We start from the raw sequence: 22,356 nt of genomic DNA on the forward strand, positions 1-22,356 counted from the left end.
GAAATGAGTCAGACCAAGCGGATCGTTTTGCTACGAGAACCTTCCTCGTAGCAAATCTTGCCTTCGCGAGCCAACCAGCCGACACCTTGCATAACCTTGTCGCGCGGCGCGTCAATCGCCTTCACCAACTGGGTCATCGTCGTCGGGCCGTTGTCGCCAAGAAAGTGCCAGATCATACCAGCGGTGTAACCAATTGTATCGAGTTCGTTTTCCAATGTTGCCGTGGCCATCGATTCGGCTCCTTTCGAAGCGACCTGCCGAAAGTCCAGTTTCAATTGAATGAGCAAAGAGCCGCCCAGAAACGCGCGGTCCGACCTAACGTGTTTTGCAGTATAGACAATCGACAGCACAACGGGCAAGCAGTTTTATGTGCAATCACCTGAAAACGGGTAGCAACTCGACTTTCCATGAGCGCCGGCCCGTTCAGTCGTTTTGCTCCGGCTCGTCCTGTTTGTTTCGAATCACCAGATCGTCTTCGTCGCGCGTTTCACGTCCTGTCGACGCTTTTTTGTCTTCTTGGACGGCTGCGGTGGCAATGTGTTTCGCGTAGAGATGGATGCTGTGGTCGGCCAGCAGATCGAATTTCCAATTGAATAATCCCGCCACAAAGCCCCGCCAGCGGTCGCGACTGCGCCATACGCCTTTTAAGTTGCGGATACGTCCGTGTCGGTCCAAATAGACTTCGTCGCCGCCGTGCCGATATCCCAACCAGGCCGGCGGCACGCGGGTGACAACGTCGTTGTTGTGCACCCAACGATAATGGCTCAACTGGGCATGGCGGAGATAACGCTTGTTGCCGATACGGGGGGAACCGTAGGTATGCAGTTCTTGCGGATTGCTCACAATCGCTGAGGCCGTGCAGCGGTAAGCGCAAATTGTGGCCATGGCGGCCCCCAATGAATGCCCACAAAACCAAACCGGCCGCGTATCCTCACGCAGAGTGCCCTCCAGCACCGGCCACAGGTCGTCGACTTCCTGGTTAAAGCCGCTATGGACCTTACCCAAGGCCCCAACGACCGCCATTGAGGCATTGGCATCGGCTTTCAGGTCGTTCCATTCATTGGCCTCAGTTCCTCGACAGGCCAGCACCACGTCCTGGTCGTTGGCAAATCGATAGGCCTGCGCGCCGTCATGTTCAAACAATTGGGACTCAGGAAAACCAATCGCCTCAGCGGCGCGACTGGCTTCGGCCTCGTCGTTGTAGGCGATCATCGCCAATTCGGCCAACACCAGACCACGTCGCAGAAAGCTCAGGCTGGCCAGCGGCTCCCGCACATCGGAGTGCAAAACGAGCGGAACTTCGCCCACGTCTTGGATCACTTTGGGGACAAGTGAACTGCTCATCACGCACATCTCCTGTTCGGCATGGTCCGTTGTGACCGTTTCTAATGGTCACTTTATCATCGCCGGAAGAAATGGCAATGTTGTTGCGGAGGCCTGAGGCTTGAGGTGACAGGCTTGAGGGAGTTGGTCGCAGTTAGGACATGGGTAGCAGGACCTGGGTGTTACACGCCCTCCCGAAGCCTATCCTCGGCCGGGCCATATTTGCTACAATTGCCAACAGCAAGCTGACGGCCGTTTTCGGCGTCTGTTCCCGGTCTTGGCCGTATATTCCTCGGGCTTTTTTCCAAGGAGACTCCCATGGCGAACACGACGACCGACGATATTTATACAGCCCCGACCGTCCGGCAGACACAATTGCTCATCGATGGCCAATGGTGTGATGCGGCCAGCGGCAAGACGTTTTGCACGTTCAATCCGGCCACCGAAGAAAAAATCGCCGATGTCGCCGAGGGGGATACCGAGGACATTGACCGGGCCGTCACCGCTGCCCGCCGGGCATTTGAGTCTGGGCCGTGGAGTCGAATGGATGCCCGTGATCGCGGCGCGTTGCTAAACCGGTTGGCGGATTTGGTTGAGGCCAATTTCGACGAATTGGCGGCGTTGGAAACGCTCGATAACGGCAAACCGATCAATGACAGCCGCGCCGCCGACCTGCCGTTGGTGATCGATTGTCTGCGGTATTACGCTGGTTGGGCAGACAAGATCCACGGGCAGACGATCCCGATTCGCGGTGATTATTTTTGCTACACACGGCGCGAGCCGTTGGGTGTGGCGGGACAGATTATTCCCTGGAACTTTCCACTGCTGATGGCGGCCTGGAAATGGGGACCGGCCTTGGCGGCCGGTTGTACGGTGGTGATGAAACCGGCCGAGCAAACGCCGCTGACCTGTCTACGCATGGGTGAGCTGGCCATGGAAGCGGGTTTCCCCGACGGGGTGATCAACATCGTCCCGGGATATGGTCCCACAGCGGGTGCGGCTTTGGTGAAACATCCCGAGGTCGACAAAATCGCCTTTACCGGCGAGCATAAAACCGCGCAGATCATCATGGCCGACGCGGCGCAAACGCTCAAACGGTTGACGTTTGAACTGGGTGGCAAAAGCCCCAATGTGATTTTCGCCGACGCCGACTTGGATGCCGCTGCGGCGGGGACGGAATTCGGGTTGTTCTTCAACCAAGGGCAATGTTGTTGTGCCGGCAGCCGGGTATTTGTCGAAGAAGCGATCCACGAACAATTTGTGGAGAAGCTGATTCAATGTGCTAAGGGCCGCAAATTGGGCGATCCGTTCGACACGCAAACGGGACAAGGACCGCAAATTGATCAAGCGCAATTCGACAAGATCCTCAGTTACATCGACAAGGGGAACGAAGCCGGCGCGCATTGCGTGGCGGGCGGGTCCCGTTTTGGCGACCAAGGGTTTTATATCGAGCCGACTATTTTCGACAACGTCACCGACGACATGCCGATCGCCACCGACGAAATCTTCGGCCCGGTACTCAGCGTGTTGCCGTTTAAATCCATCGAGGAGGTCACCGCCCGGGCCAACAACACGTTTTATGGTCTAGCGGCCGCCGTTTGGACGCGGGATGTCGGCAAGGCGCACCGTCTGGCCAACAGCATCAAAGCGGGCACAGTCTGGATCAACTGTTACGACGTCTTCGATGCAGCTGCCCCGTTCGGCGGTTTCAAAATGAGCGGCATCGGCCGCGAGTTGGGCGAAGCAGCGCTGGCGAATTACACGGAATTGAAGACAGTGACGATGAGTCTGGAGTAACGGTGCGGTCTGGCTGTAGTTGGGTCGCTTCTGAGAGGCTTCTTATACCATCCCTGGGGCGACCATATGGATGAATAGCGGGATTTGTGCAATTCGGCGTTCACTTGGGTGGGGGATGTGCAGTATCCTGAGTGAAAGTCTCGTAGACCGCTCCCGATCGATTCCGGCTAAGGAAACTGCACAGCAATGCTTGGGGATATTCTCGTCAACCGATTTCGCCTTGAAGAGCGCCTGGGCGGCGGCGCGCAGGGGGAAATCTATCGTGCGCGGGACTTGGAGTTGAGCCGCTCGGTCGCCGTCAAAATCCCCAACGAAAAAGTCGACGAGAATTTCGTCAACACGTTTAAGCGCGAAGCCAAGCTGCTTGTCAAATTCGAGCATGCCAACGTCGTTACGCTCCACGACTATTACGATCCGCCGGGCGAGATGCCGTTTTTGGTCATGGAGTACCTGCAAGGGCAGCCGCTCGATGTTCGTTTGAAGGACAAAGAGCGCCCCTTGACTCGACAGCAGTTGCGCGACTTTTCCGAGCAAATTTGTGGAGCACTGCAAAAAGCGCATGAAGCGGGACTCGTACACCGCGACATCAAACCTAGCAACGTGATGCTGGTCGATGAGGGTAAAAAGAGCGAGCGGTTTGTGATGCTCGACTTGGGAATCGCCAAGCTGGCCGATTTTGCCACCATCACCAATCCCACGATCATGGGTACCCAGGGTGAGTTCTCGGGGACGATTGCCTATATGTCGCCGGAGCAGTTGGAAGGAGCGAAAGTCGACTTTCGCAGCGACATCTATTCGTTCGGCACGACGATGTATCAGATCCTGACCGGTCAACTCCCTTTTGCGCCGCCGGACTCCTATGCGGGGCTGTTCGGATTCATGCAAAAGGTGGTCAAGGAAAATCCGCCATCGATGGCGGAGGTCGCGCCCGATCAAGAGTTCTCGCCGCAATTGCAAGACGTCGTACAAGACTGCATGGCGAAAGAGGCGGGTGACCGTCCTGATTCGATGCAAACAGTTTCGCAACGCTTGCTCAAAAGCCTGCCACGCGACATTGCCTCGGCGGTGGCCGATACGCAAATTCTTTCGCAGGACACGATTCGGAACTGGGAAGCGAATATTCCCCGGAGTTCCGCCAAATCATACTTGGGATGGGTGGCCGCGGCACTGGTGGTGATCTTGGGCGGCCTCTGGTTCGTCTATGGTAATCGCAGTCCACAGGACAAACCGCCGCAGGCTTTGCCGCCAACACCACCGGGAATTGCCGTCGATACTGAGACGCTGCGGATTGCAGCGGGGGATTCAGCGACGTTGCAAATCCTCCTCACCTCGGACGTCGATGGTTTCGCGAATCTCACTCTTCAGGGGATTTCGGGAGTCTCCTGGAACGGTCAAGCCGATGGGGAGGCACTGCAGAAACAGGTCCATGTGCGCGCCAATGAAATTGAGTCCGTTGAAATCCAAGCGACCGCCGCCATCGAAGCGCCCCCGCGAGACGCCGAAACACTGACAACGGTCAAAATCGAAGACCCCGAAACGGGAAAGGAACTCTCCCACAAAATCCGGGCTGCTCTGATTTTTCAACAACCTCGGGTTTGGCTGCCCGACGCGCAAGGGTTCCGCAGCGATCCGGAGTCGGGATTGTTTCCGCATCCTCACAATGATAAGGCCGGGCCGGGAAACAAAACGTATCTGCCCGGCCGTATTGAGCGAGTGATCGCAGGCGAGTCCGGCACTGAAATCCGCATTCCGTTTCTCTTGATTCATCGAGACCGATTACCCGGCAGCGCACAGGTCGAGTCGCAGTGGCCGCGTGGCGTCGAACCGTTTTACCTGATGGAAAACAAGGTCCGCAATCAGTGGGTGTTGGAATACGCCGCAGCCCATCCCAAAAGGCTCGACGTGCAGTCGTGGACGTATCATGGAGAGAATTCCAAGATTCGTCCCACGGACGGGCTCTTTGATTGGTTGATTCACCCGGAGAAACCGGAATATCTCAACATCCCGGCGATGAACCTGCGGGTCGACGAAGCTGAGCTGATCGCGCAATGGATCGGCAACGGGCAGGGAACGTTGCCGCGGCAGAGGGACTGGAACATTGCGACAGGCTTGTGGGACACTGATATTGAATTCGTCAAGAAAAACTGGCCGCAAGGGCCGTATCGCGGTATCTGGGATGCTGCAACTCCATTACGTATCGCCCTGAACCACGAACAGGGCACCGAACCGCCCGCTGTGGTGGGTTCATCAGCCGACGATGTGAGCCCCTACGGATGCCGGGACATGGCGGGTAATGGCTGGGAATACACTGCGGATGTCAATTTAGACGGAAACCCTGAAGGAACGGTGCGGGAGAACTTGTCGCTCATTCAAGAACAAGACACATCGACCAGTGTGGACCTGGAAGATTCGTGGACGGTGAGCCGTGGACAGCAATACTTCCGAGGCGGATCGGCCAACAGTAAACCGGTACAGCCACTCACTTACAACGATCTGAGCACCAAAGATTCGGAGGATTTGATCGTTGCCCTCCGCGGCAGGGACGTCGGTTTTCGCGTGATGATTCCGATTGACTAAGAGACGGGCGAATCTTGCGAATTCGGTGGAGTTTTTTTGATTTGGGGCCCCCGAATTCGATATAGTATCGGATATCTAGTTAAGCACCGTTGTATCCCGTCCTGCTCATTCGCACCTTGTCATTGATCGAGTCTAGTCATGAACAGAATCACCGTTGGTCTCGCCTTGGTGTTGTGTTCGCTTGTCCCCACCGCTTTGATATCAGCTGCGGAAAAAGACAACGTTCCGATCTTGCGGGTCAATGCCGGCGGTCCGGTCAGTTTTATCACGTCGTTGGCTTTCAGTCCCGACGGAAAAGTGCTCTACGCCGCTGGACGAGACAAGGTCGTGCATGCTTGGGTGTGGAAGGAAGCTTATGCAGGCGCCGGCCGATTCGTCTATCAGCCCGAATTGACCTGGCGGGTCCCGGTCGGTCCACGGTTTGAAGGAGCGATCAACGCCATTGCCGTCTCCGATGATGGTCGCTGGATCGCCGCTGCCGGACAGGGAAACCAAAGCGATCCCCGCGTGGCCGGACTCCGCGATGACCGTGCGTTGTTGTGGCCCGGTGCGGCAATGACGACCGACATGCGGTTGGATGAAGGCATGATCTATGTGTTCGATACCCAAACGCGCAAGGCGATTGCGTTGCGGGAACATCGGGGAGCGGTCGTGGCATTGAAGTTCGCGCCGCACCGCGCCGGCAAACCGCCGATTTTGGTTTCCGCCGCCGAAGAGTATTCGAAAGGGGATTTCCAAGGCGCGATTCGCGTCTGGAATCTTCAACAGCCGAACCGATCCATTTCCGCGCTGGGTGGACTCCCCTCGCCGCAAGGCCGCCGCCCGGGCTTGAGTGTTTGGCATACCGGCGAGAATCCGCAAGATGTCCAGGTGGCGATCGCCTGGGGCGACAATAACCGCGAAAAACAAACCGGAACATTTCGCGTCTGGGATGCCGCTCAGAAAACGTGGAGCGTGCGCAGCACAAAACCGCACGCACTGACCGTCGCTGCCGTGCCAGAGAAAAACGCACTGATCACGGCTGTGGCGGGTGATATCGGTGTCTGGCCATTGCCTCCGGAAAGATTGTTGGGAAATTACCAAAGCTTGGGAACCATTGACCCCCGCGCGATTCCCTTAGCCGTGGCGGAGTTCAAGTCACGCCCTCAGGGCAATCTCGATCGGGTCGCCTTTGTGATTGCCGCTCCCACGACCGGCAACCAATGGGAGGTCGGCTTACGTCCCGTCGATTTAAATGCGGAAAGACTGCTGCCTGACGAGGTTAAACTATGGAGCGGACCGTTGCGGATGGTGAGCATCGCCACGGTGGCAAACGGCGAACTGATGGCGATTAGTGGCAACGGACAAAACGAGGTGCTGATTTACCGCACGGGTGACTTGATTGCTGGTGCGCAACAAGCGAAACCCATTCAACGCCTACGCGGGTCGGGACACGCGCAACAATTTGTGGCATTTGCGAAGCGAGGTGAGAACACGGGGTTGGTCCTAAACGCGAAGCCGCGAACGGCCGCCGGTCAAAATGCACTTCAGGCAAACGATCAAGTCTTTGACATCACCGCTCGCTCGCTGAGCGCGGAGACCCAAGGTTGGAACATCGTGACTCCCGACCGCGGCGGATGGGACGTGGTTCCGGTCGAGGGGGAGGCTGGGCCGGGACTGGAATTTCGAAATAATGGCGTACGGCAACAAACACTGGATCTGCAGGCGGACAAGGAATTTGATGGCGTGCGCGTTCTCGATGCGTGGGCAGTCTGCCGGGCGACGGAGCATTGCCCCGTCCCGGTCGCCGCAGTCGCAACCGAAACGTCGGGGCTGCCGCAATTGAGCTTGTACGACATGCAGAGCGGGCAGGAACTACGACGGTTTTCCGGACACGTGGAACCGATCGTCGACATGGCATTTTCTGAGGATGGCCGGCTGCTGGCGACCACGTCGCGCGATCACACGATCTCGGTTTGGTGGTTGGCCGACATCTCCGACACGCTCTTGGGCAAACATGGATTGATTCGTAAACTAAAACTGAGCGACGACGAAGGGGCGATCATCGTCGATCGTGGTCTCCCACAACTGCCAAAAGGTAGCCAAATTACTGGAGCTGTGCGGCGCGGTGCCAATGGCGAGGATGTCCCCCTGCCCTTTAAGACAGCCTGGGATTTTTACCGCTACGTCTCGCAATTGAAGCCGGGGCAATCGGCGATGATCACGATTGCCGGCCGCGCGCAACCGGTGGCCATCCCCGTTGAACAAGCGACGGACGAGCGCAAGCCATTGTTCTCGTTGTTCTTCCCCGATGGAGAAGAACCGACATGGATCGGCTGGCATCCGATCGGTAAGTACGATGCACAAGGGCGCAACGCGGAGTCGAGTCTGGGATGGCATTTTAATACCGGCGATCCGAAGACGCCGGCGCGATTCGCTTCGACGGGAGAATATCGTCGACAAAATTACGCGCCCGGTTTGCTGGAGCATCTCATCGAGCACGGCACTCCCCCGGTCGCGAAACCGCCCACGCCGAGCATGTCGTTGGAAATTATCGCCCCGCAAGATGGATTGGTTTACCAGGATCCGCCGAACCGACACGTGGTGGCCCGCACCGACCAATTGTTGGCCCAGGTGGAAATCATGCGATCTATCGAGAACGCGACCTTAACGGCGGATGTTTTTCCGGTCGGCAACATCAAATCGCTGCAGTGGCGTTTGGGGCCAGCGAATGCTGAGTTTCATGATTTCTCATTGACCAACGACCTCACTTGGGAAGCGGATCTTTCGGTCGCCCCTTGGGAAACCGGTGTGCGTGAATTTCTGGTACGGCTGGAAACCGACGAATTGCCACCGCGCGTTTTTGAAATCAAACAACAGCTCCGATTTCAGCGTCCTGCGCCCACCATCAACTTGAACGTACCTCAAGCCCACACCCGAACGCCGGTTAAGAAGTTTGCATTCACTGGGGACATTGTCGACCGTGCGGATGATATCAACGCCACCATCAAAATCACCACCTGGAACGACGGACAACCACAGACCAAGACGATCGGCCCCAAACTGTTCGCCCAAGAGGAACTCAAGGCAGTCCTTGAGCACGCAGTCGATTTGTCAGCGGGCGCCAACCGGTTCGAAGTCATTGCGACTAACGCGCATGCCATGTCGGGCTATGAGGACATCGAAACTGTGCGGAGCGTGTTCACTGTCGAATTCGTCGAATCGGGTCCGCCGGTCATTACGATTTCGTCTGTGGAGGAGATCGACGGACGCAGCGGACTCAAGTTTCCCACCGGGACGGTGACCGTTGAAACGCCCGAGGTGAAGCTGACCGGCCGGATTGAAGCGGACGCGGGATTGGAATCCGCCGAGCTTATGGTGCTCCGCAGCGACAAGATCGTGATGACGGAAAAACTGGCGGTCGACTCGTCGAATATTGATGTCGTCAACACCGTGAAACTTGAACCGGGTCTGCAAACGATTCGACTGCAGGCGACGACTAAGGGAGGACGAACGGACCAGTTCGACTTGCACGTCAATTATATTCCGCCCACACCGTATGTCTTGTTAACCAGCCCGAAGAGACGCAAGGTTTCCCTGACCTCGCCGGTCGCTCCACAGGTGGAAATCGAAGCGTCGTTGTTATCCGCGTCGGGTGTGTCTTTGACCGATCAGCAACTCGACAAGACGGCGATGATTTTTGTGAACGGTGCGCGGATCGAAACGGCCCCGCGGATTGAAACGTCACCGAACAATCCACGGCGAGGTGTCTTACGTGCCACGATCGATGTTCAGCGGGGCGATAATCGCGTGGAACTGGTTTTAAAAAATCAATGGGGCGGCGAGTCGCGGACGACGTTATGCGACGTGCGTTACAAAATTCCGCCGCAGATTAGTGAGATCACGCTCAAACAAACGCAATTCCCCAACGCGGCAGCCCACTGCGAAGTGCGGTCACCCATTGAACTGGATGCACCGACAATTACAGTGTCGCGAAATGGTCAAACGCTTTCCAAGGATCTGTATCGTGTAGAACAAGCCGCCGAGGGAACGGGACTCTGGCGAGTGACAGCCCCGGAGATTCCGCTCGTGGAAGGCAAGAACAGCCTGGTGGTTATCGCAAAGAACCGGGACGGGCAAATTGAACGCAGCAGTAACGAAACGGTGGTCAAAGCGCCGCCGCCCGTCCCGACAGTGCGGATCCTCAGTCCCTCGACCGATCAAGCGATTCAGACAACGCGCGTCTCGGTGGCATTCACGGTACGGTCTGAAAGTCTGTTGAAAGGGGTCGAACTGATTACGCGTTGCCCGGCGAAGGGCAAAGAAGAACGGCATCCACTCCCCACTGAAGATCTGCCTAATGATAAAAATGAATTTGGTGAGTATGAACTGACCCAGGATTTTGAGGTCACGCTTGAACCGGGTGAGATGAACGAAATCTTGTTGGAAGCCACCAACGACGGAGGCATCTCCGCGCCGCTCAATCCGGTACGGCTGAATATCCTGCAGGAACCGGTTCGCGTGGTGATTGACAAAATCGACGTGCCGACTGGCGAAGGGAAGCCGCTCAAAACCTTATTCCAAGCCGGCCGCAATGTGTTTGACCGGCCTGCTGAGGAAGGTCAGGTGCAACTTTCAGGGCATGTGGAATGGAGTTCCCCGGCTGCGGCGCCGTCGTTGCACAAACGCTTTGTGAGAGTATCGGTCAACGGTTTTCTACGCACGGCGGAGCTGGATCTCTCTCAAGTCAAAAATGGCCGGGCTGAATTTGCGGTCCCGGTGGTGCTCAATCGAGCGCAGGAAAACCGCATTCGCATTCACCTGCCCCAAGCAGCCGTTGAAATGGTGCCGCCCTATTACGCTGATTGTACAAAACCGGAAACGCGGCAGCACTTGCACCTAGTGGTCGTGGGAGTGGCCAAAGACACGGAGGTCGAGGGGCGTCCGGCTGACGAAGCATTGTTGTTGAATGAAACGCGGGGGGCATTCCAAGTACGTGACGAGAAAAACAACGCCTTTACTGCACATACCATTCATCCGCTCGTGGGCGAAAATGCCACGATCACGTCGGTTCGCCGACAATTACGTAAGGTCAAACGCGAGATGGATCGACGCGTCTTAAAAAGAGAGCCCAACGATGTGATCATTTTTGTTTACAAAGGTAAGGAAGTGGCCGGTGCCGATGAGGGCGACTATGTCTTGGCGACGCACGACAACTGGGTTTCTCCTCAAAGCAATGAATCGGCTATCTCTCGGAGATGGTTGAACCGGCACTTCAATAATATGCCGGGCGCCCATCTAGTGTTCCTGGAATCCCGACCCGGACCGATCAATGCGGCCAACGGAAATTTTTCGGGCGTACATCGCTTGCCGGATCAAGGAATGTTGGGGTTTCTGCGCCTTGTGCAAGGTGGAGATCAACCGGGATCGAATCTACTGCTCGCCGTTGAGCAATTTATGGTGAACGTCGTCAATCAAGGGGCAACCACGGTGCAATTGGGGACGCTTCACGATGCCCTTGGCAAATCCGATGTGCTGAGCGCCATGGCGTATGAATCAGTCGTCCACGAGGATCTGCGTAGCTTGGTACTGCTCGAACAAAAGAATTGAGAGAACCATTCGAGGATGCACCCTACTCTTGGTCGTCGGCCAATTCGACCGAATCCTCTGGTTCGCGGGACTTGATCAATGTGACTTCGTTCCCTTTGTCGTTGTAGGTCACTTCATCGGCGAAGGCCTGCATCAGCATGACTCCGCGTCCGCCCGGTTTTTCCAAGTTGGCAGCATCGGTGGGATCGGGCAGCAAGGCAGGATCGAAGCCGGGTCCTTCGTCGCGGATGGTGAATATGGCTTGGCCGCGCGTCATCTGCACCCGCACATGAATCCGCCGATCCTGGTAAGGGGATTGCTTGGTCCGCTCTTGAGCGAGCGCATAAAACGCCTTGTGATCGTGTTCTCGCAATTCCGCTTCAAGCTCTAAATTGCCGTGATAGAATGCGTTCACTAAGGCTTCTTCGATGGCGATCCCAACTTGAATTCTTTCAGATTGCCCACAAACGCCCATGCGGATGATCGTTTTTTGCAGATGGTTTACTAACGACGAAACTAGTGCCAGATCATTTTCAAGCACATACGATGTGTCGAGGGACGTGATTTTGCGAGCCAGCCGCGTGTCCGAACGATCTTGCTGTGAGGCGGCCGTCACGCGGTTGATGATCTCCGTCAAATCCTGCGCTAACTTCCGTTTGGGAACGTAACTCACGGCGCCACAATGTAGGGCCTTCACGGCGATCTCCTCGCTGCCCTGCGCGGTCATTAAAACCACGGGGATCAGCGGGTAGAGCGTTTTGACCTGTTTGACGAGTTCCAAGCCGTCCATGTTGGGCATCTGCATATCGGTGACGACCATATCGGGGATGTGCAATTCGATCTGCTCGAGAGCGTCGACACCATCCTCGGCATAGTAAATCGTGGCATCCGATGTTTTTTCCAACAAGCCTCCCGCCAATCGCCGATCGACCGCCGAGTCATCCACGACCAAAATGCTTGTCATGCGTTTGCTCCTGTTGTGTTTTCGTCACCGTAGATCCGTCTGGGTTGTCTCTTTTGCGTCCTTCATGGCGACACTAATCGCCAATCCCGTCACTTCCGTTGTAACGACTCATCCTGCTCCTGAAGATTCTATCGGAAACCGCCGCAAATTTCAGGTCTGTCACTCACCTCAAGTTTACATGCTACGCCCGTGCAAGCAATCCCGCTAATAACTACCGACACATTCCTCCTTATGGGTCGCCCAACGAATCAGGATTGACGATGAAAGCCTTCAGTTCTCGCAGGACATTGGCGATCATCGGCTTCAACCCCTCATAAATTTCCGCCGCCTTGATGAGGTTTCCCTCCCCGGCTGTGGCTTCCACCTCGGCGGCGACTTCCATTGGGACAACGGCGCCGAACATCCGCATGCCGCCTTTGATGGTATGCGCGGCGCGGCTGAGTTCGCGTCCATCGCCCGAAGCGATCGAGGACTCGACGAGAGCCTCCAATTGCGGGCATTCCTCAACGAACGCGGCAGTCACGTCGCGCAACAGTTCTCGATCTTGATCCACATTTTCCAGCGCCACCGACCAGTCGGGCGCGCCGTTGGCCGGCGGGGCGGTTTCTGACGTCTGAACAGGCTCGGCGGCGGATTGAGAGCTTGAGCCGACCAGGGATTCCATGGCGGCGAACAATTCACGGCCGCGGACCGGTTTCGCGAGATAGGCATCCATACCGGCCTCAAGACAATGTTCCTTGTCCCCTTTCATGGCCTGAGCGGTCATGGCGATAATGGGAACATGCTGCCCGGTCCCCTCCTCGCGTTTGCGAATGACACGTGTCGCTTCCAATCCATCCATTTCCGGCATTTGTACATCCATGAGAATCAAATCGAAGTCGCGAATTTTGGAGACTTCGACTGCTTCTCTGCCATTGTTTGCCACAATGACATTGTGTTCTTGTTTCTGTAATAATCCCAAGGCAAGTTTTTGGTTATACGGACTGTCCTCGACCAATAACACATTCAAACGGCGAATGGGGGTTGGTTCGTGATCGCCCAAGTCCCCCACGACGATGTCGACGCCCGTTCCATCCATGACTGCTAAAATTGTATCCAGCAATTCCGATTGATTGAGCGGTTTCATCAAATAGGCTGTCGCTCCGACCTGCTCGCAGCGTGCGACATCGGCAGAACGATCTCCAGGGCTGAGCATCATGATGAGGGGCGGTTTGCTTCGGCCGAATTGGCTCATGATGGTTTCACACAAATTGAATCCATCGAGACCAGGCATATGGGCATCGACTAAATACAAGTTGTGCGGTTGCTGCGACTGCGTGGCCTGGTCCAGTAACGGAATTGCCTCTTCGCCATTTGCCGCCAGATCAGGCTGAATTCCCCAGCTTTCTAGGGTGTCGCGTATGGAGTTGAGATTGGCGGCGTTGTCGTCAACGACCAGCATTCGCAACCCCTGCAAATCCGAACTCCCTGTGGCAACCGAAATGCCGGAATTGGTCAGTGTGCCGAAACTTGCGGTGAAATGAAACGTGGTTCCCTCTCCCGGTTCGCTTTCAACCCAAATTCGCCCTCCGAGGAGTTCCACCAGTCGCGCGGAAATCGCCAACCCCAGTCCTGTGCCGCCGAACTTGCGCGAAATGGAACTATCTAGCTGTTCAAAGGCCCCGAAGATGTGCCTTTGTTTTTCGATGGGGATGCCTTCTCCTGTATCACTGACGGCGACGTGGAGGACGACCTTTCGATCAGTACTGGATTCGGTCCCGACTCGGACCACCACTTGGCCTGCACCGGTGAATTTTATGGCGTTGCCGATCAGATTGACCAAGATCTGCCGCAAACGAGATTGGTCCCCAACAATGCGTTCCGGCACGCCGGGAACGACATGGGTGACTAACTCCAACTCATTTTGGTGAGCCTGAACCGCTAGAGCCTTCATTGCCCCGCCGACGCAATCCCGCAGACCGAACTCCACCTTTTCGATTTCGAGTTTCCCCGCCTCGATTTTTGAAAAATCTAAGATGTCGTTGATGAGCTTCAACAACGCTTCGGACGAATCCAGAACGATGGACAGGTATTCCCGTTGTTCGCGGGTGAGCGTCGTATCGAGTACCAATTCCGACATGCCGATAATGGCATTCATCGGCGTGCGGATTTCGTGGCTCATGTTGGCCAGGAAATTTCCTTTGGCCCGATTGGCCGCATCCGCTGCGCGCAGCGCAACCTGGAGTTCGGCCTCGACCTGTTTTTGCTCCGTCATGTCGACGATAAAGCTAATCGCTTCTTGCCAATGCTCCGAAAGTGCCGTCACGCCGACAAGCACCGGAATTCGGCTGCCGTCTTTGCGAATGTATTCCTTTTCCCAGGGAACGCAGACCTCATTCTTCATCAATTCCGCCAACGCGCGATTGTCGGCGTCATAATACTCCGGAGGCGTCAAATGCTTCCAGCGAATCCGCCCCGCCTCCAAATCTTCGCGGGTATATCCGACCATTTCCAAAAACAGATCGTTGGCCTCTTCGATCCGTTTGTTCAAGTCGGTAACGACAATGCCAATAATGTTCGACTCCACCAACCGGCGAAAGCGGTCGTTGCTGTGTCGCAATTCTTCCTGAATTTTTCGGCGGCGGGTAATATCCTCCGCCACACCGGCAATGCGATAGACGTTTCCACCTTCATCATGGACGGGAAACCCGCGATCCCGAATCCAGCGTATTTCTCCGTCGGGGCGGATGATGCGGTATTGTTCGTCATAGACACCCGTCACCGCCCGTCCTAGAAATGCAGACTCGACACGCGGGCGGTCCTCTTCATGAATCGATTCCATCCATTGCCGCGGATTTTGATAAAGCTCATCGGTGGACAATGCCCAAATCTCGGAATAGGCCGGGCTGACATAGACCATTTCTTCGCCGTTGAGCGACGTGATCCAAAAGACCTCGCGGATATTCTCCGCCAATTGGCGAAACCGGGTTTCACTGACATGAGCCGCTTCTTCAGCCCGCTTTTTGTCCGAGACATCCCAAAAAACCCCCTGCACGCCGACGACATTTCCGTCCGCGTCCCTGACCGGAGCTTTGAGAACATGCACGTAGATCGTCTCGCCATCCAGTCCGCGGTTCTCCTCCACATCTTCGTAAGTCTCACCGGTACTGAACACCTTGGCATCATCGGCAGTGAATTTGTCCGCTAACTCCTTGGGAAATAGATCGTAGTCGGTTTTGCCTATAAACTCGTCCATCGTGATGCCCAGCAAATCACAACAGCGCTGATTCCCGAATACGATGCGGCCGGTCAAATCCTTGCAGAAAAAGTGCAACGGCAAACTTTCCACCAACGACTGATAACGAGCTTCGGTGTGCCGCAACAGATTCGCCTGTTCGACCTGATAGGCGGACTCGATGATTGCAAAATCCATATCCAGAATTTTGGTCAGCGACTCCACGGTCGACACAAATCGGTCCACATCGTCGCTGCAGCATTGCTGCAGAACGCGAATCAGGGCGATGCGGACGCGCGACAGTCCGCTGGTGGTCTGGAATTCATCCAAGCCAAATGCGACATGCTGTGCGCCAAATTGAAACCGCCGCTCAACATAGGAAAGGTCATAAGGCCCGTCACAAAACTCGCGTAACCAATTTTCCAACGCGGAGACGAGATTGTCGATGTCCCGCAAGGAGAACCGTGCCGAATCGTCAGGATTCAAATGCAGTCCCAGACCATTTCGGAAACGGTCAATGATCGCCGGGATGTGTTGCGCCAATGGTCCACGCACGTGCCGAAGCCGCTCTTCGTCGGCATTGCTCCAACCCATGTCGGCTTGCAATTTTTGATAGCGAGCAAAGAGTTGCGAAAGTTCGGGCGACATCTGATTGATCATCCTCGTAATTGACGTCTTGTCCCGTTTGTTTTATGGCGATGGAAATCCCGGCCAAGCGAACCAACAGGCAGACTGCCAGTTCTCCGCTTATTGATGGTACACTGACACATTACGGCTAGCAAAGCGAATTCGGCGGCAGAGACAATTTGCATCAATGAGTTATAATGCATCCGCCGCGCTTCACCGTCCATTTTGCCCCTCCTTTTAATGCCAACCACTGGAGTTCACGAATCCATGCGGGACCAAGTACGCATAGCCGCTGTCGCCGTCGATACCCTGCCCGGCGACACAACAGCCAACATCAATCGCCTCGGATCCTGGACCGCCCGCGCTGCGGAACAAGGGGCAGAATTGGTGTTGTTCCAAGAATTGTCGCTGACCGGCTTTATTCCCAACCACCCTACCGGCAACCACGAGCAGTGGCTCCGCACAGCCCTGTCCGCCGCCCGCCGCTCCGCACAACCGTTAAATGGTCCCGCCGTTACCCAACTCGCCGATATCGCCCGCGCAAAAAACATACTCATCGCAACAGGCATGCTCGAGGATGCGGGAAACCTGCTGTACAACACGCACATTCTCGTCGGCCCCAACGGGTTGTTGGGGCATTGGCGGAAGATGCACATCCCCATGTTCGAGATGCCGTTTTATAACGGCGGCGGCGCTCCGAACGTTATCGACACGCCGCTGGGCCGTATCGGCGCCAACATCTGCTTCGACGCGCTGCTCCCCGAATCGACGCGGCTGTTGGCGGTTCAAAATGCGGAGATCGTCCTCTTCCCTTTCGCCGCCGACCCACCACCACGCACTGTCGAGGGCTGGGCCGATTGGGCGGGTACCGCACTCAAAGCCCGCTGCGCAGAAAACGGCGTATTCGGCATCGCCTGCAACTACGTCGGCCATGTGGAGTGCGCCGGGGTGGAACAAAACTTCCCCGGCGGCGGCATGGCGGTCGGTCCCCGTGGCGAAGTGCTAGCCGGCTGGGAGGGAAAAACCGACGAACCTGGAATGCTGATTGTGGATCTCTCTGCTGACGACCTGCGAGCGGCACGGGCGGAGCCGGAGTATTTGTTTCGCTTCCGGCGTCCGGAGTTGTATGGGACATTGGCACGCGATAATTGAATTTCTGGCGCTCGACATTTTTTTATCGTGTGAAATGGGTGATGAATGCGTGATCCACAAAGAATTGACCGTGTTCTGGCGACGATCCGTGAGATGTGGACAAAAGTCCCTGACTGGCGTTTGGGACAACTGCTTGTCAATGCGGTCGAACCCCGTGAACCTTGCCCGGAACTCTTCTCAGTTGAAGATGACCGACTTGAGCATTTGGTCGCACGTATGTCCGAGGGTAAAACGATGACCAGACATGCCTTCAATGTGTCTGACACGTTCGTTATCCAGGGCCGGGGGGTGGTCGTAACCACTGACAAGCGATACGAGGACCTTCCCTCATGGCTTGCACTGAAAATCGGGGATGACATTGAAATACGCTCCGAAAGCAACCCTGTCCGAACACATGTCGCCGGAATTGAGTTCATCAATCCGTGGACGCCGAAGACGCCCTTCGGATTTCTCCTTCCGGCAGATGTGCCGAACGATCGAGTGACCGTTGGCTGTGAGATTTGGGTCACTGAAGCAAGCGTAATCAACCCACCAAGGTGTGAATGATGAAATCGAAAACCGAATACCTAACCTTCAACATCCCCGCCCGGATGGACTTTCTAAATATCACCCCCGACGTCGAGCAGATCGTGCGGGGCAGCGGGGTGCAGGAGGGGTTGTGTTTGGTGAACGCCATGCACATCACTGCCAGCGTGTTCATCAACGATGACGAACCAGGTCTGCATCACGATTACAAAAAATGGCTGGAAGACCTCGCCCCGTTCGACGCTTCGCCCCAGCGCTACCACCACAACCGTACTGGCGAAGACAACGCCGACGCTCACATGAAACGCCAAGTGATGGGCCGCGAAGTGGTCGTGGCGATCACCGCTGGGAAACTAGACTTTGGCCCGTGGGAGCAGATCTTCTACGGGGAGTTTGATGGGCGGCGGGCGAAGCGGGTGTTGGTGAAGGTGATTGGGGAGTGATGGCCATGCTGAAATCAAACAAATCATCTGATCGGATCACCACAAGAGCAGAGCAAATCATCGCTGAATCCCTTTTGTCGATCTTGAACTCGATGGCAACTGGTGATCGTATCCAAGAATCCCCAGAGTTTCGAGATGTGTTGAGTGCTGTGGAGTATTTCATCCCGGAAGTCTTGAGTGAGATTCATCCAGAGTGGGCTCACGATAGTCTCGACGGGGTGATTCCACTGGTAGCAGCGAAGACCGGAGTGCGAACAATGAGCATTTTCGGTCAGTGTATTCTGATTTCGGATCAAACAATCGTCCCTCTCCTTGCTGGAATGCAGGTTGATACCAAGGGTGACAAGGTGACTTGGCTTGAATGCAAATTAGGGGCGAGAAACGAAAGTGGAATGATTCGGACGCCATACCATTCTCCGAGTGCGAGAATCAAACTGCTTCATTCTTTGGATGGCAAAAGGGACTTGATCGACTGGGCATACAACGTGACGTTCGGGGAAAGAACCGACTGACATCAGAAGATCACACGGGCGGCACACCGATTGCTGCGCAATCGCTGCCACCCGTGACGTATCTAATAATAGTGCCAAGAAATCGCCAATATTGGGATAAAAATCACGAATACCTAGGTAAACATTAGCTGCCGCGCGCTTCTTCCTGCGAATCGACAAAACGAAGTCTCGCCAAGCTCTTAGGAGAATCGATATGAGAAACATCCAAACCTATCTTGCTGGTGGCTTGGTACTACTTAGCGCTGTGATGCTTTCCGGTCTGGTCTTTTTTGCCTTCGTTTTTCCACGGACCACGCTGGCTTGGGCCCAAGAGGGGCGCGCTTTATCCGCCACCGAACAGTCCTTTGTCAATCTCAGCGAGCTGAGCATGTCCTCCGGCCAACAAATTATTCTACCATTGCTGTTGGTCTTCATCGGAAGCGTGTATTGGGCCATCCGTACACGCAGCGGACAGGGTATTGCCATCGAAGTCGCTGCCGCACACGACTCAAACGACTCCAAATCAAAAATCTAAAATGACGTCACCGACTTTCAAACTTCTGGTCATCAAAACCCATCGCATGCAAGAACTGCGACGGTTTTACGAGTCGCTCGGCTGTACGTTCGTCGAGGAACAGCACGGGCGGGGTCCCTTGCACTTGGCGACGAAGATCGGCGAGGCTATTTTTGAAATTTATCCGCTGCCCGATGAAACTTCACCGGTGGACACGACAACCCGCCTGGGGTTTGATGTTGCTGATCTAGACGGAGTCGTCGAAAAACTAAAGACTCAGCAGTCAGAAATCGTCACAGCGGCGAAGGAAACCTCATGGGGAAAACGCGCGGTCGTGCGTGACCCAGAAGGGCGGTCGGTGGAGTTGTATCAACAGTAATTGAGCACGGCTGCTAAACGAATTCGCAATCAGGAAATCCAGAACATGCCCCAACGTTGCCAATGGGCCGGCGAAGATCCGCTCATGGTCGCCTATCACGATGAAGAATGGGGCGTGCCGTTGCGCGATGATCGGCGGTTGTTTGAACTGTTGATTCTCGAAGGAGCGCAGGCTGGGCTGAGTTGGCGGACGATTTTGCATAAACGCGAGAACTATCGCCGCCTGTTCGATGGATTTGATCCGGTGAAAATCGCCCGTTATCGAGACGCCAAGGTCAAGAAGCTGCTGGCCGATGCGGGGATTGTGCGGAATCGGTTGAAGGTGGCAGCGACGATTCAGAATGCGAAGTCATTGCTCGCATTGCAAAAAAGCGGGACCTCGTTTTCCGAGTTTTTGTGGCAATTTGTTGACGACAAACCGGTTCGCAACCGCTGGAAATCGCTGAGTGATATTCCGGCGAAAACCGACGTGTCGGATGCGATGAGCAAAGAATTGAAGGCCCGGGGCTTCAAATTTGTGGGCTCAACGATTTGTTATGCTTTCATGCAGGCGGCGGGGATGGTCAACGACCACGAGACCAGCTGCTACCGATACAGCCAGATCGCAGCCGAAGATCGGGGATGATTTCCTGCGGGCTGCTGTGATATGATGGATGGCCGTGCGGAATTGCCAATCGGGTCATTAGGGCGGTGTCGGGGAAGGAAAACTCGGGAATGACGGAAAATAGTACGGACTTGGTCGATCGCTGGCGCGGCGGCGATCAGGATGCAGCAACGCAATTGCATCAACGCTACGGCGAGCGGCTGGTGATGTTGGCTCGTAAACGGCTTTCCAACAAATTCCAGGGGCGTCTCGATCCGGAGGACGTTGTGCAGTCGGTGTTTCGCACAATGTTCCGCCGCACACAGGCAGGTAGTTTTGAATTCCAGAAAGATGATGACTTCTGGAAATTGATGGTCACCATCACGCTGAACAAGGTCCGCAACAAAGTCCGCGGAAAAAAACGGGATCCCGACCGCGAACGGAACCAGTTTGACGACACACTGGCTGCAGTCATGTGCCGTGATCCGGGGACGCTGGACCTCGTGGCATTCACCGACTTTTTGGGAGAAATCCAAAAACGACTTTCGCCGATCGAACAGCAACTGTTGACGTTGCGATTGGAAGGCTACACACAAGAAGAAATCGCCGAGCAGAACGAAGTCGATGTGCGAACGGTCCGCCGACGGTTAACCAACATTCGCGAAAAAGTTTCTACCATGGCGGCCGAATCGGGTGATATTGATATCGTGTAACCAACAACAACACCCAAACAAAAAAGCGACCGGCGAATTTCTCGTCGGTCGCTTTTTTAATTTCTTCAACACTGCACGCTGTTAAAAGAACATGCGGTATTCCGCTCGCAGGATGTCTTGGTACCAGCGTTCGCCGGTCAAAGCGCGGCCGTAGCCGATGTAGATGGAATCGCGTTGCTTGCACGGATCACACGCATCTTGGCCAAAGCCGATGCGGACGCCGAACTTGCCGTTGACGATTGTGTCGCCGCTTGCATCGACCGGGCCGATGAGGCGTCCCGAGGAAGCGTAGTCGGTTTTCTGTCCGTCCAATACCGACCAACCGACGAACTCGGCAACCGGTGCGACACTCAAACTGGAGTTGTCCACGACCGCGTAAGCAGCACCGATTCCGTAGCTGAGCACGTTGCCGGCAAAGTCGCGACCGTTTCGCGGATTGACTCCGCCTTGAATCGGAATCCAATCTTTGAGTTCTGCTTCAATCGTCCAGCGGTCGGCCGGTTGCGTCAAAAACAGCAAGCCAGGTTCGATGCTGGCGTGGCCGGAGGTGAGCCATTTGTCGGGGTCGCCGACGGCGATATAGTTTTTCAGTTGGAACGTCAAAATCGTCGTGTCGGTTTCCCACAACGCCCATTTGAAACCGGCGTTGAGGTCGCCGAAGCCACTGGTGTTGGGGCCGGGACCGGGCACGCCCGAAGGGTTGTTCAAAATGATGGGGGCTTCGATGAACAACGACACATCGTCCATGACGAGTTGTTCGTAATACAGTTTGAAAAACTGGGCATCGATATTGTCGTTCGGCCCCATATCGCGCGGCGGTGTTTTTCCGCCGAAGACCGTCCAAGTGCTATAAAAATATTCAGCGCGGTCGGCGCGGTTGAAACCGTAAGCCGAGTCGTAACGGAAGCGAAGTTGTGTCTCCACGATCGCCGGGTCGATGTATCCGCCGTTAGCAGCCACGGTCCGCGCACTGGGAACCAATCCGCTGGGCGCGTTGCTGAAGTTGTATTGCGGCGCTGCCGGTGGAGCGGTGTTGCTCAGCGGTTGCGGCGGCGTTTCCGGCGCGGTGTAAGGAGTGCTCGGCGCGCACGAAGCCTGGGGAGCACAGGGATAACCGCCGGCTTGATAGTTGGCTTGCACAGCAGCAAACGGGCTGTCGGGCCGCGTTTGAAAATGCGCCGCCAAGGTCCCCGGACGCTGTCCTCGCGCCTGTGGATACCCCGCGGCCAACAACGCATCGCCGGTTGCCGCACAGACGCAAACCGCGACGGTCAATTGCCAAATTCGCAACGAAGTCTTACAGCGCGAACTCATATCTGCACCCCCAATTTCAGCCGGCCGAGAACACATGACCTCGTCGCCACCCGCTGCAAAAACGGATCAGGGGCGAAACAATCTGACGAGGCATTATTGGTAAAGCTTCGGCAGGAACCCCCTCGCAGCGCAGCAGAAAACCACAAGCCGCTATCTCATTAGAGGACTCACAA

The 22,356-nt window shown here is 55.7% G+C and carries 16 protein-coding genes; 11 read left to right on the forward strand and 5 right to left on the reverse strand.

The features are described from left to right. Nucleotides 1–8 precede the first annotated feature (8 nt). Nucleotides 9–230: a winged helix-turn-helix domain-containing protein gene (locus tag CA54_RS23365; protein WP_145424800.1), complete on the reverse strand. Its 222-nt coding sequence runs from the start codon at nt 228–230 to the stop codon at nt 9–11. 193 nt (nt 231–423) lie between these two features. Beyond that, the gene (locus CA54_RS23370; RefSeq protein ID WP_197532758.1) at nt 424–1,344 is read right to left on the reverse strand and encodes a lipase family protein; all 921 of its coding nucleotides are present in this window, start codon (nt 1,342–1,344) and stop codon (nt 424–426) included. Between the two features lie 297 nt (nt 1,345–1,641). Between CA54_RS23370 and CA54_RS23375 the strand changes: the two genes are divergently transcribed. From CA54_RS23375 to CA54_RS23385, 3 genes are all read left to right on the forward strand, one after another. After that, nucleotides 1,642–3,120 (forward strand): aldehyde dehydrogenase family protein, encoded by a 1,479-nt coding sequence (locus CA54_RS23375; protein ID WP_146373372.1) that lies wholly within the window; start codon nt 1,642–1,644, stop codon nt 3,118–3,120. Nucleotides 3,121–3,306: 186 nt separating this feature from the next. Continuing rightward, on the forward strand, nt 3,307–5,697 hold the full coding sequence (locus CA54_RS23380; RefSeq protein WP_146373373.1) for a bifunctional serine/threonine-protein kinase/formylglycine-generating enzyme family protein: 2,391 nt from the start codon (nt 3,307–3,309) through the stop codon (nt 5,695–5,697). A 138-nt stretch (nt 5,698–5,835) separates the two neighbouring features. Then, nucleotides 5,836–11,286 (forward strand): WD40 repeat domain-containing protein, encoded by a 5,451-nt coding sequence (locus tag CA54_RS23385; RefSeq protein WP_146373374.1) that lies wholly within the window; start codon nt 5,836–5,838, stop codon nt 11,284–11,286. 22 nt (nt 11,287–11,308) lie between these two features. Here the strand turns inward: CA54_RS23385 and CA54_RS23390 are convergent, their stop codons facing one another. Continuing rightward, the gene (locus tag CA54_RS23390) at nt 11,309–12,229 is read right to left on the reverse strand and encodes an ATP-binding response regulator (protein WP_146373375.1); all 921 of its coding nucleotides are present in this window, start codon (nt 12,227–12,229) and stop codon (nt 11,309–11,311) included. Nucleotides 12,230–12,458: 229 nt separating this feature from the next. Beyond that, nucleotides 12,459–16,091, reverse strand: coding sequence for a PAS domain S-box protein (locus CA54_RS23395; RefSeq protein WP_197532759.1), 3,633 nt, complete (start codon nt 16,089–16,091; stop codon nt 12,459–12,461). A gap of 246 nt (nt 16,092–16,337) precedes the next feature. Between CA54_RS23395 and CA54_RS23400 the strand changes: the two genes are divergently transcribed. The 8 genes from CA54_RS23400 (at nt 16,338) to CA54_RS23435 (ending at nt 20,869) form a co-directional block, all read left to right on the forward strand. Then, nucleotides 16,338–17,222 (forward strand): carbon-nitrogen hydrolase family protein, encoded by an 885-nt coding sequence (locus CA54_RS23400; protein WP_146373377.1) that lies wholly within the window; start codon nt 16,338–16,340, stop codon nt 17,220–17,222. Nucleotides 17,223–17,267: 45 nt separating this feature from the next. Then, nucleotides 17,268–17,768, forward strand: a complete 501-nt coding sequence (locus CA54_RS23405) for a hypothetical protein (protein WP_146373378.1) — start codon at nt 17,268–17,270, stop codon at nt 17,766–17,768. Continuing rightward, nucleotides 17,768–18,190, forward strand: a complete 423-nt coding sequence (locus CA54_RS23410) for a secondary thiamine-phosphate synthase enzyme YjbQ (RefSeq protein ID WP_146373450.1) — start codon at nt 17,768–17,770, stop codon at nt 18,188–18,190. Before CA54_RS23405 ends, CA54_RS23410 begins: the two co-directional genes overlap by 1 nt. Nucleotides 18,191–18,195: 5 nt before the next feature. Next, nucleotides 18,196–18,702 carry a hypothetical protein gene (locus tag CA54_RS23415; RefSeq protein ID WP_146373379.1) on the forward strand — a complete coding sequence of 169 codons (507 nt, stop codon included), beginning with the start codon at nt 18,196–18,198 and terminating at the stop codon, nt 18,700–18,702. 193 nt (nt 18,703–18,895) lie between these two features. Continuing rightward, entirely contained in the window at nt 18,896–19,216 is a 321-nt protein-coding gene (locus CA54_RS23420; protein WP_146373380.1) for a hypothetical protein, read from the forward strand. Between the two features lies 1 nt (nt 19,217). Further along, a complete protein-coding gene (locus CA54_RS23425) occupies nt 19,218–19,574 on the forward strand; it encodes a VOC family protein (protein WP_146373381.1) in 357 nt (118 codons plus the stop codon). A 45-nt stretch (nt 19,575–19,619) separates the two neighbouring features. Beyond that, a complete protein-coding gene (locus tag CA54_RS23430) occupies nt 19,620–20,198 on the forward strand; it encodes a DNA-3-methyladenine glycosylase I (RefSeq protein WP_146373382.1) in 579 nt (192 codons plus the stop codon). Between the two features lie 89 nt (nt 20,199–20,287). Next, entirely contained in the window at nt 20,288–20,869 is a 582-nt protein-coding gene (locus CA54_RS23435; RefSeq protein WP_146373383.1) for an RNA polymerase sigma factor, read from the forward strand. Between the two features lie 81 nt (nt 20,870–20,950). On the opposite strand, the gene CA54_RS23440 is transcribed toward CA54_RS23435, so the two are convergent. Beyond that, nucleotides 20,951–22,183: a transporter gene (locus tag CA54_RS23440; protein WP_146373384.1), complete on the reverse strand. Its 1,233-nt coding sequence runs from the start codon at nt 22,181–22,183 to the stop codon at nt 20,951–20,953. Nucleotides 22,184–22,356: the final 173 nt, after the last annotated feature.

The sequence above is a fragment of the Symmachiella macrocystis genome (assembly GCF_007860075.1).
Taxonomy (GTDB): domain Bacteria; phylum Planctomycetota; class Planctomycetia; order Planctomycetales; family Planctomycetaceae; genus Symmachiella; species Symmachiella macrocystis.

What these genes read in the sequence shown, in the direction of transcription:
- CA54_RS23365 (WP_145424800.1), bottom strand. Translation starts at nt 230, where the DNA reads ATGGCCACGGCAACATTGGAAAACGAACTCGATACAATTGGTTACACC.
- CA54_RS23370 (WP_197532758.1), bottom strand. Translation starts at nt 1,344, where the DNA reads ATGAGCAGTTCACTTGTCCCCAAAGTGATCCAAGACGTGGGCGAAGTT.
- CA54_RS23375 (WP_146373372.1), top strand. Translation starts at nt 1,642, where the DNA reads ATGGCGAACACGACGACCGACGATATTTATACAGCCCCGACCGTCCGG.
- CA54_RS23380 (WP_146373373.1), top strand. Translation starts at nt 3,307, where the DNA reads ATGCTTGGGGATATTCTCGTCAACCGATTTCGCCTTGAAGAGCGCCTG.
- CA54_RS23385 (WP_146373374.1), top strand. Translation starts at nt 5,836, where the DNA reads ATGAACAGAATCACCGTTGGTCTCGCCTTGGTGTTGTGTTCGCTTGTC.
- CA54_RS23390 (WP_146373375.1), bottom strand. Translation starts at nt 12,229, where the DNA reads ATGACAAGCATTTTGGTCGTGGATGACTCGGCGGTCGATCGGCGATTG.
- CA54_RS23395 (WP_197532759.1), bottom strand. Translation starts at nt 16,091, where the DNA reads ATGTCGCCCGAACTTTCGCAACTCTTTGCTCGCTATCAAAAATTGCAA.
- CA54_RS23400 (WP_146373377.1), top strand. Translation starts at nt 16,338, where the DNA reads ATGCGGGACCAAGTACGCATAGCCGCTGTCGCCGTCGATACCCTGCCC.
- CA54_RS23405 (WP_146373378.1), top strand. Translation starts at nt 17,268, where the DNA reads ATGCGTGATCCACAAAGAATTGACCGTGTTCTGGCGACGATCCGTGAG.
- CA54_RS23410 (WP_146373450.1), top strand. Translation starts at nt 17,768, where the DNA reads ATGAAATCGAAAACCGAATACCTAACCTTCAACATCCCCGCCCGGATG.
- CA54_RS23415 (WP_146373379.1), top strand. Translation starts at nt 18,196, where the DNA reads ATGCTGAAATCAAACAAATCATCTGATCGGATCACCACAAGAGCAGAG.
- CA54_RS23420 (WP_146373380.1), top strand. Translation starts at nt 18,896, where the DNA reads ATGAGAAACATCCAAACCTATCTTGCTGGTGGCTTGGTACTACTTAGC.
- CA54_RS23425 (WP_146373381.1), top strand. Translation starts at nt 19,218, where the DNA reads ATGACGTCACCGACTTTCAAACTTCTGGTCATCAAAACCCATCGCATG.
- CA54_RS23430 (WP_146373382.1), top strand. Translation starts at nt 19,620, where the DNA reads ATGCCCCAACGTTGCCAATGGGCCGGCGAAGATCCGCTCATGGTCGCC.
- CA54_RS23435 (WP_146373383.1), top strand. Translation starts at nt 20,288, where the DNA reads ATGACGGAAAATAGTACGGACTTGGTCGATCGCTGGCGCGGCGGCGAT.
- CA54_RS23440 (WP_146373384.1), bottom strand. Translation starts at nt 22,183, where the DNA reads ATGAGTTCGCGCTGTAAGACTTCGTTGCGAATTTGGCAATTGACCGTC.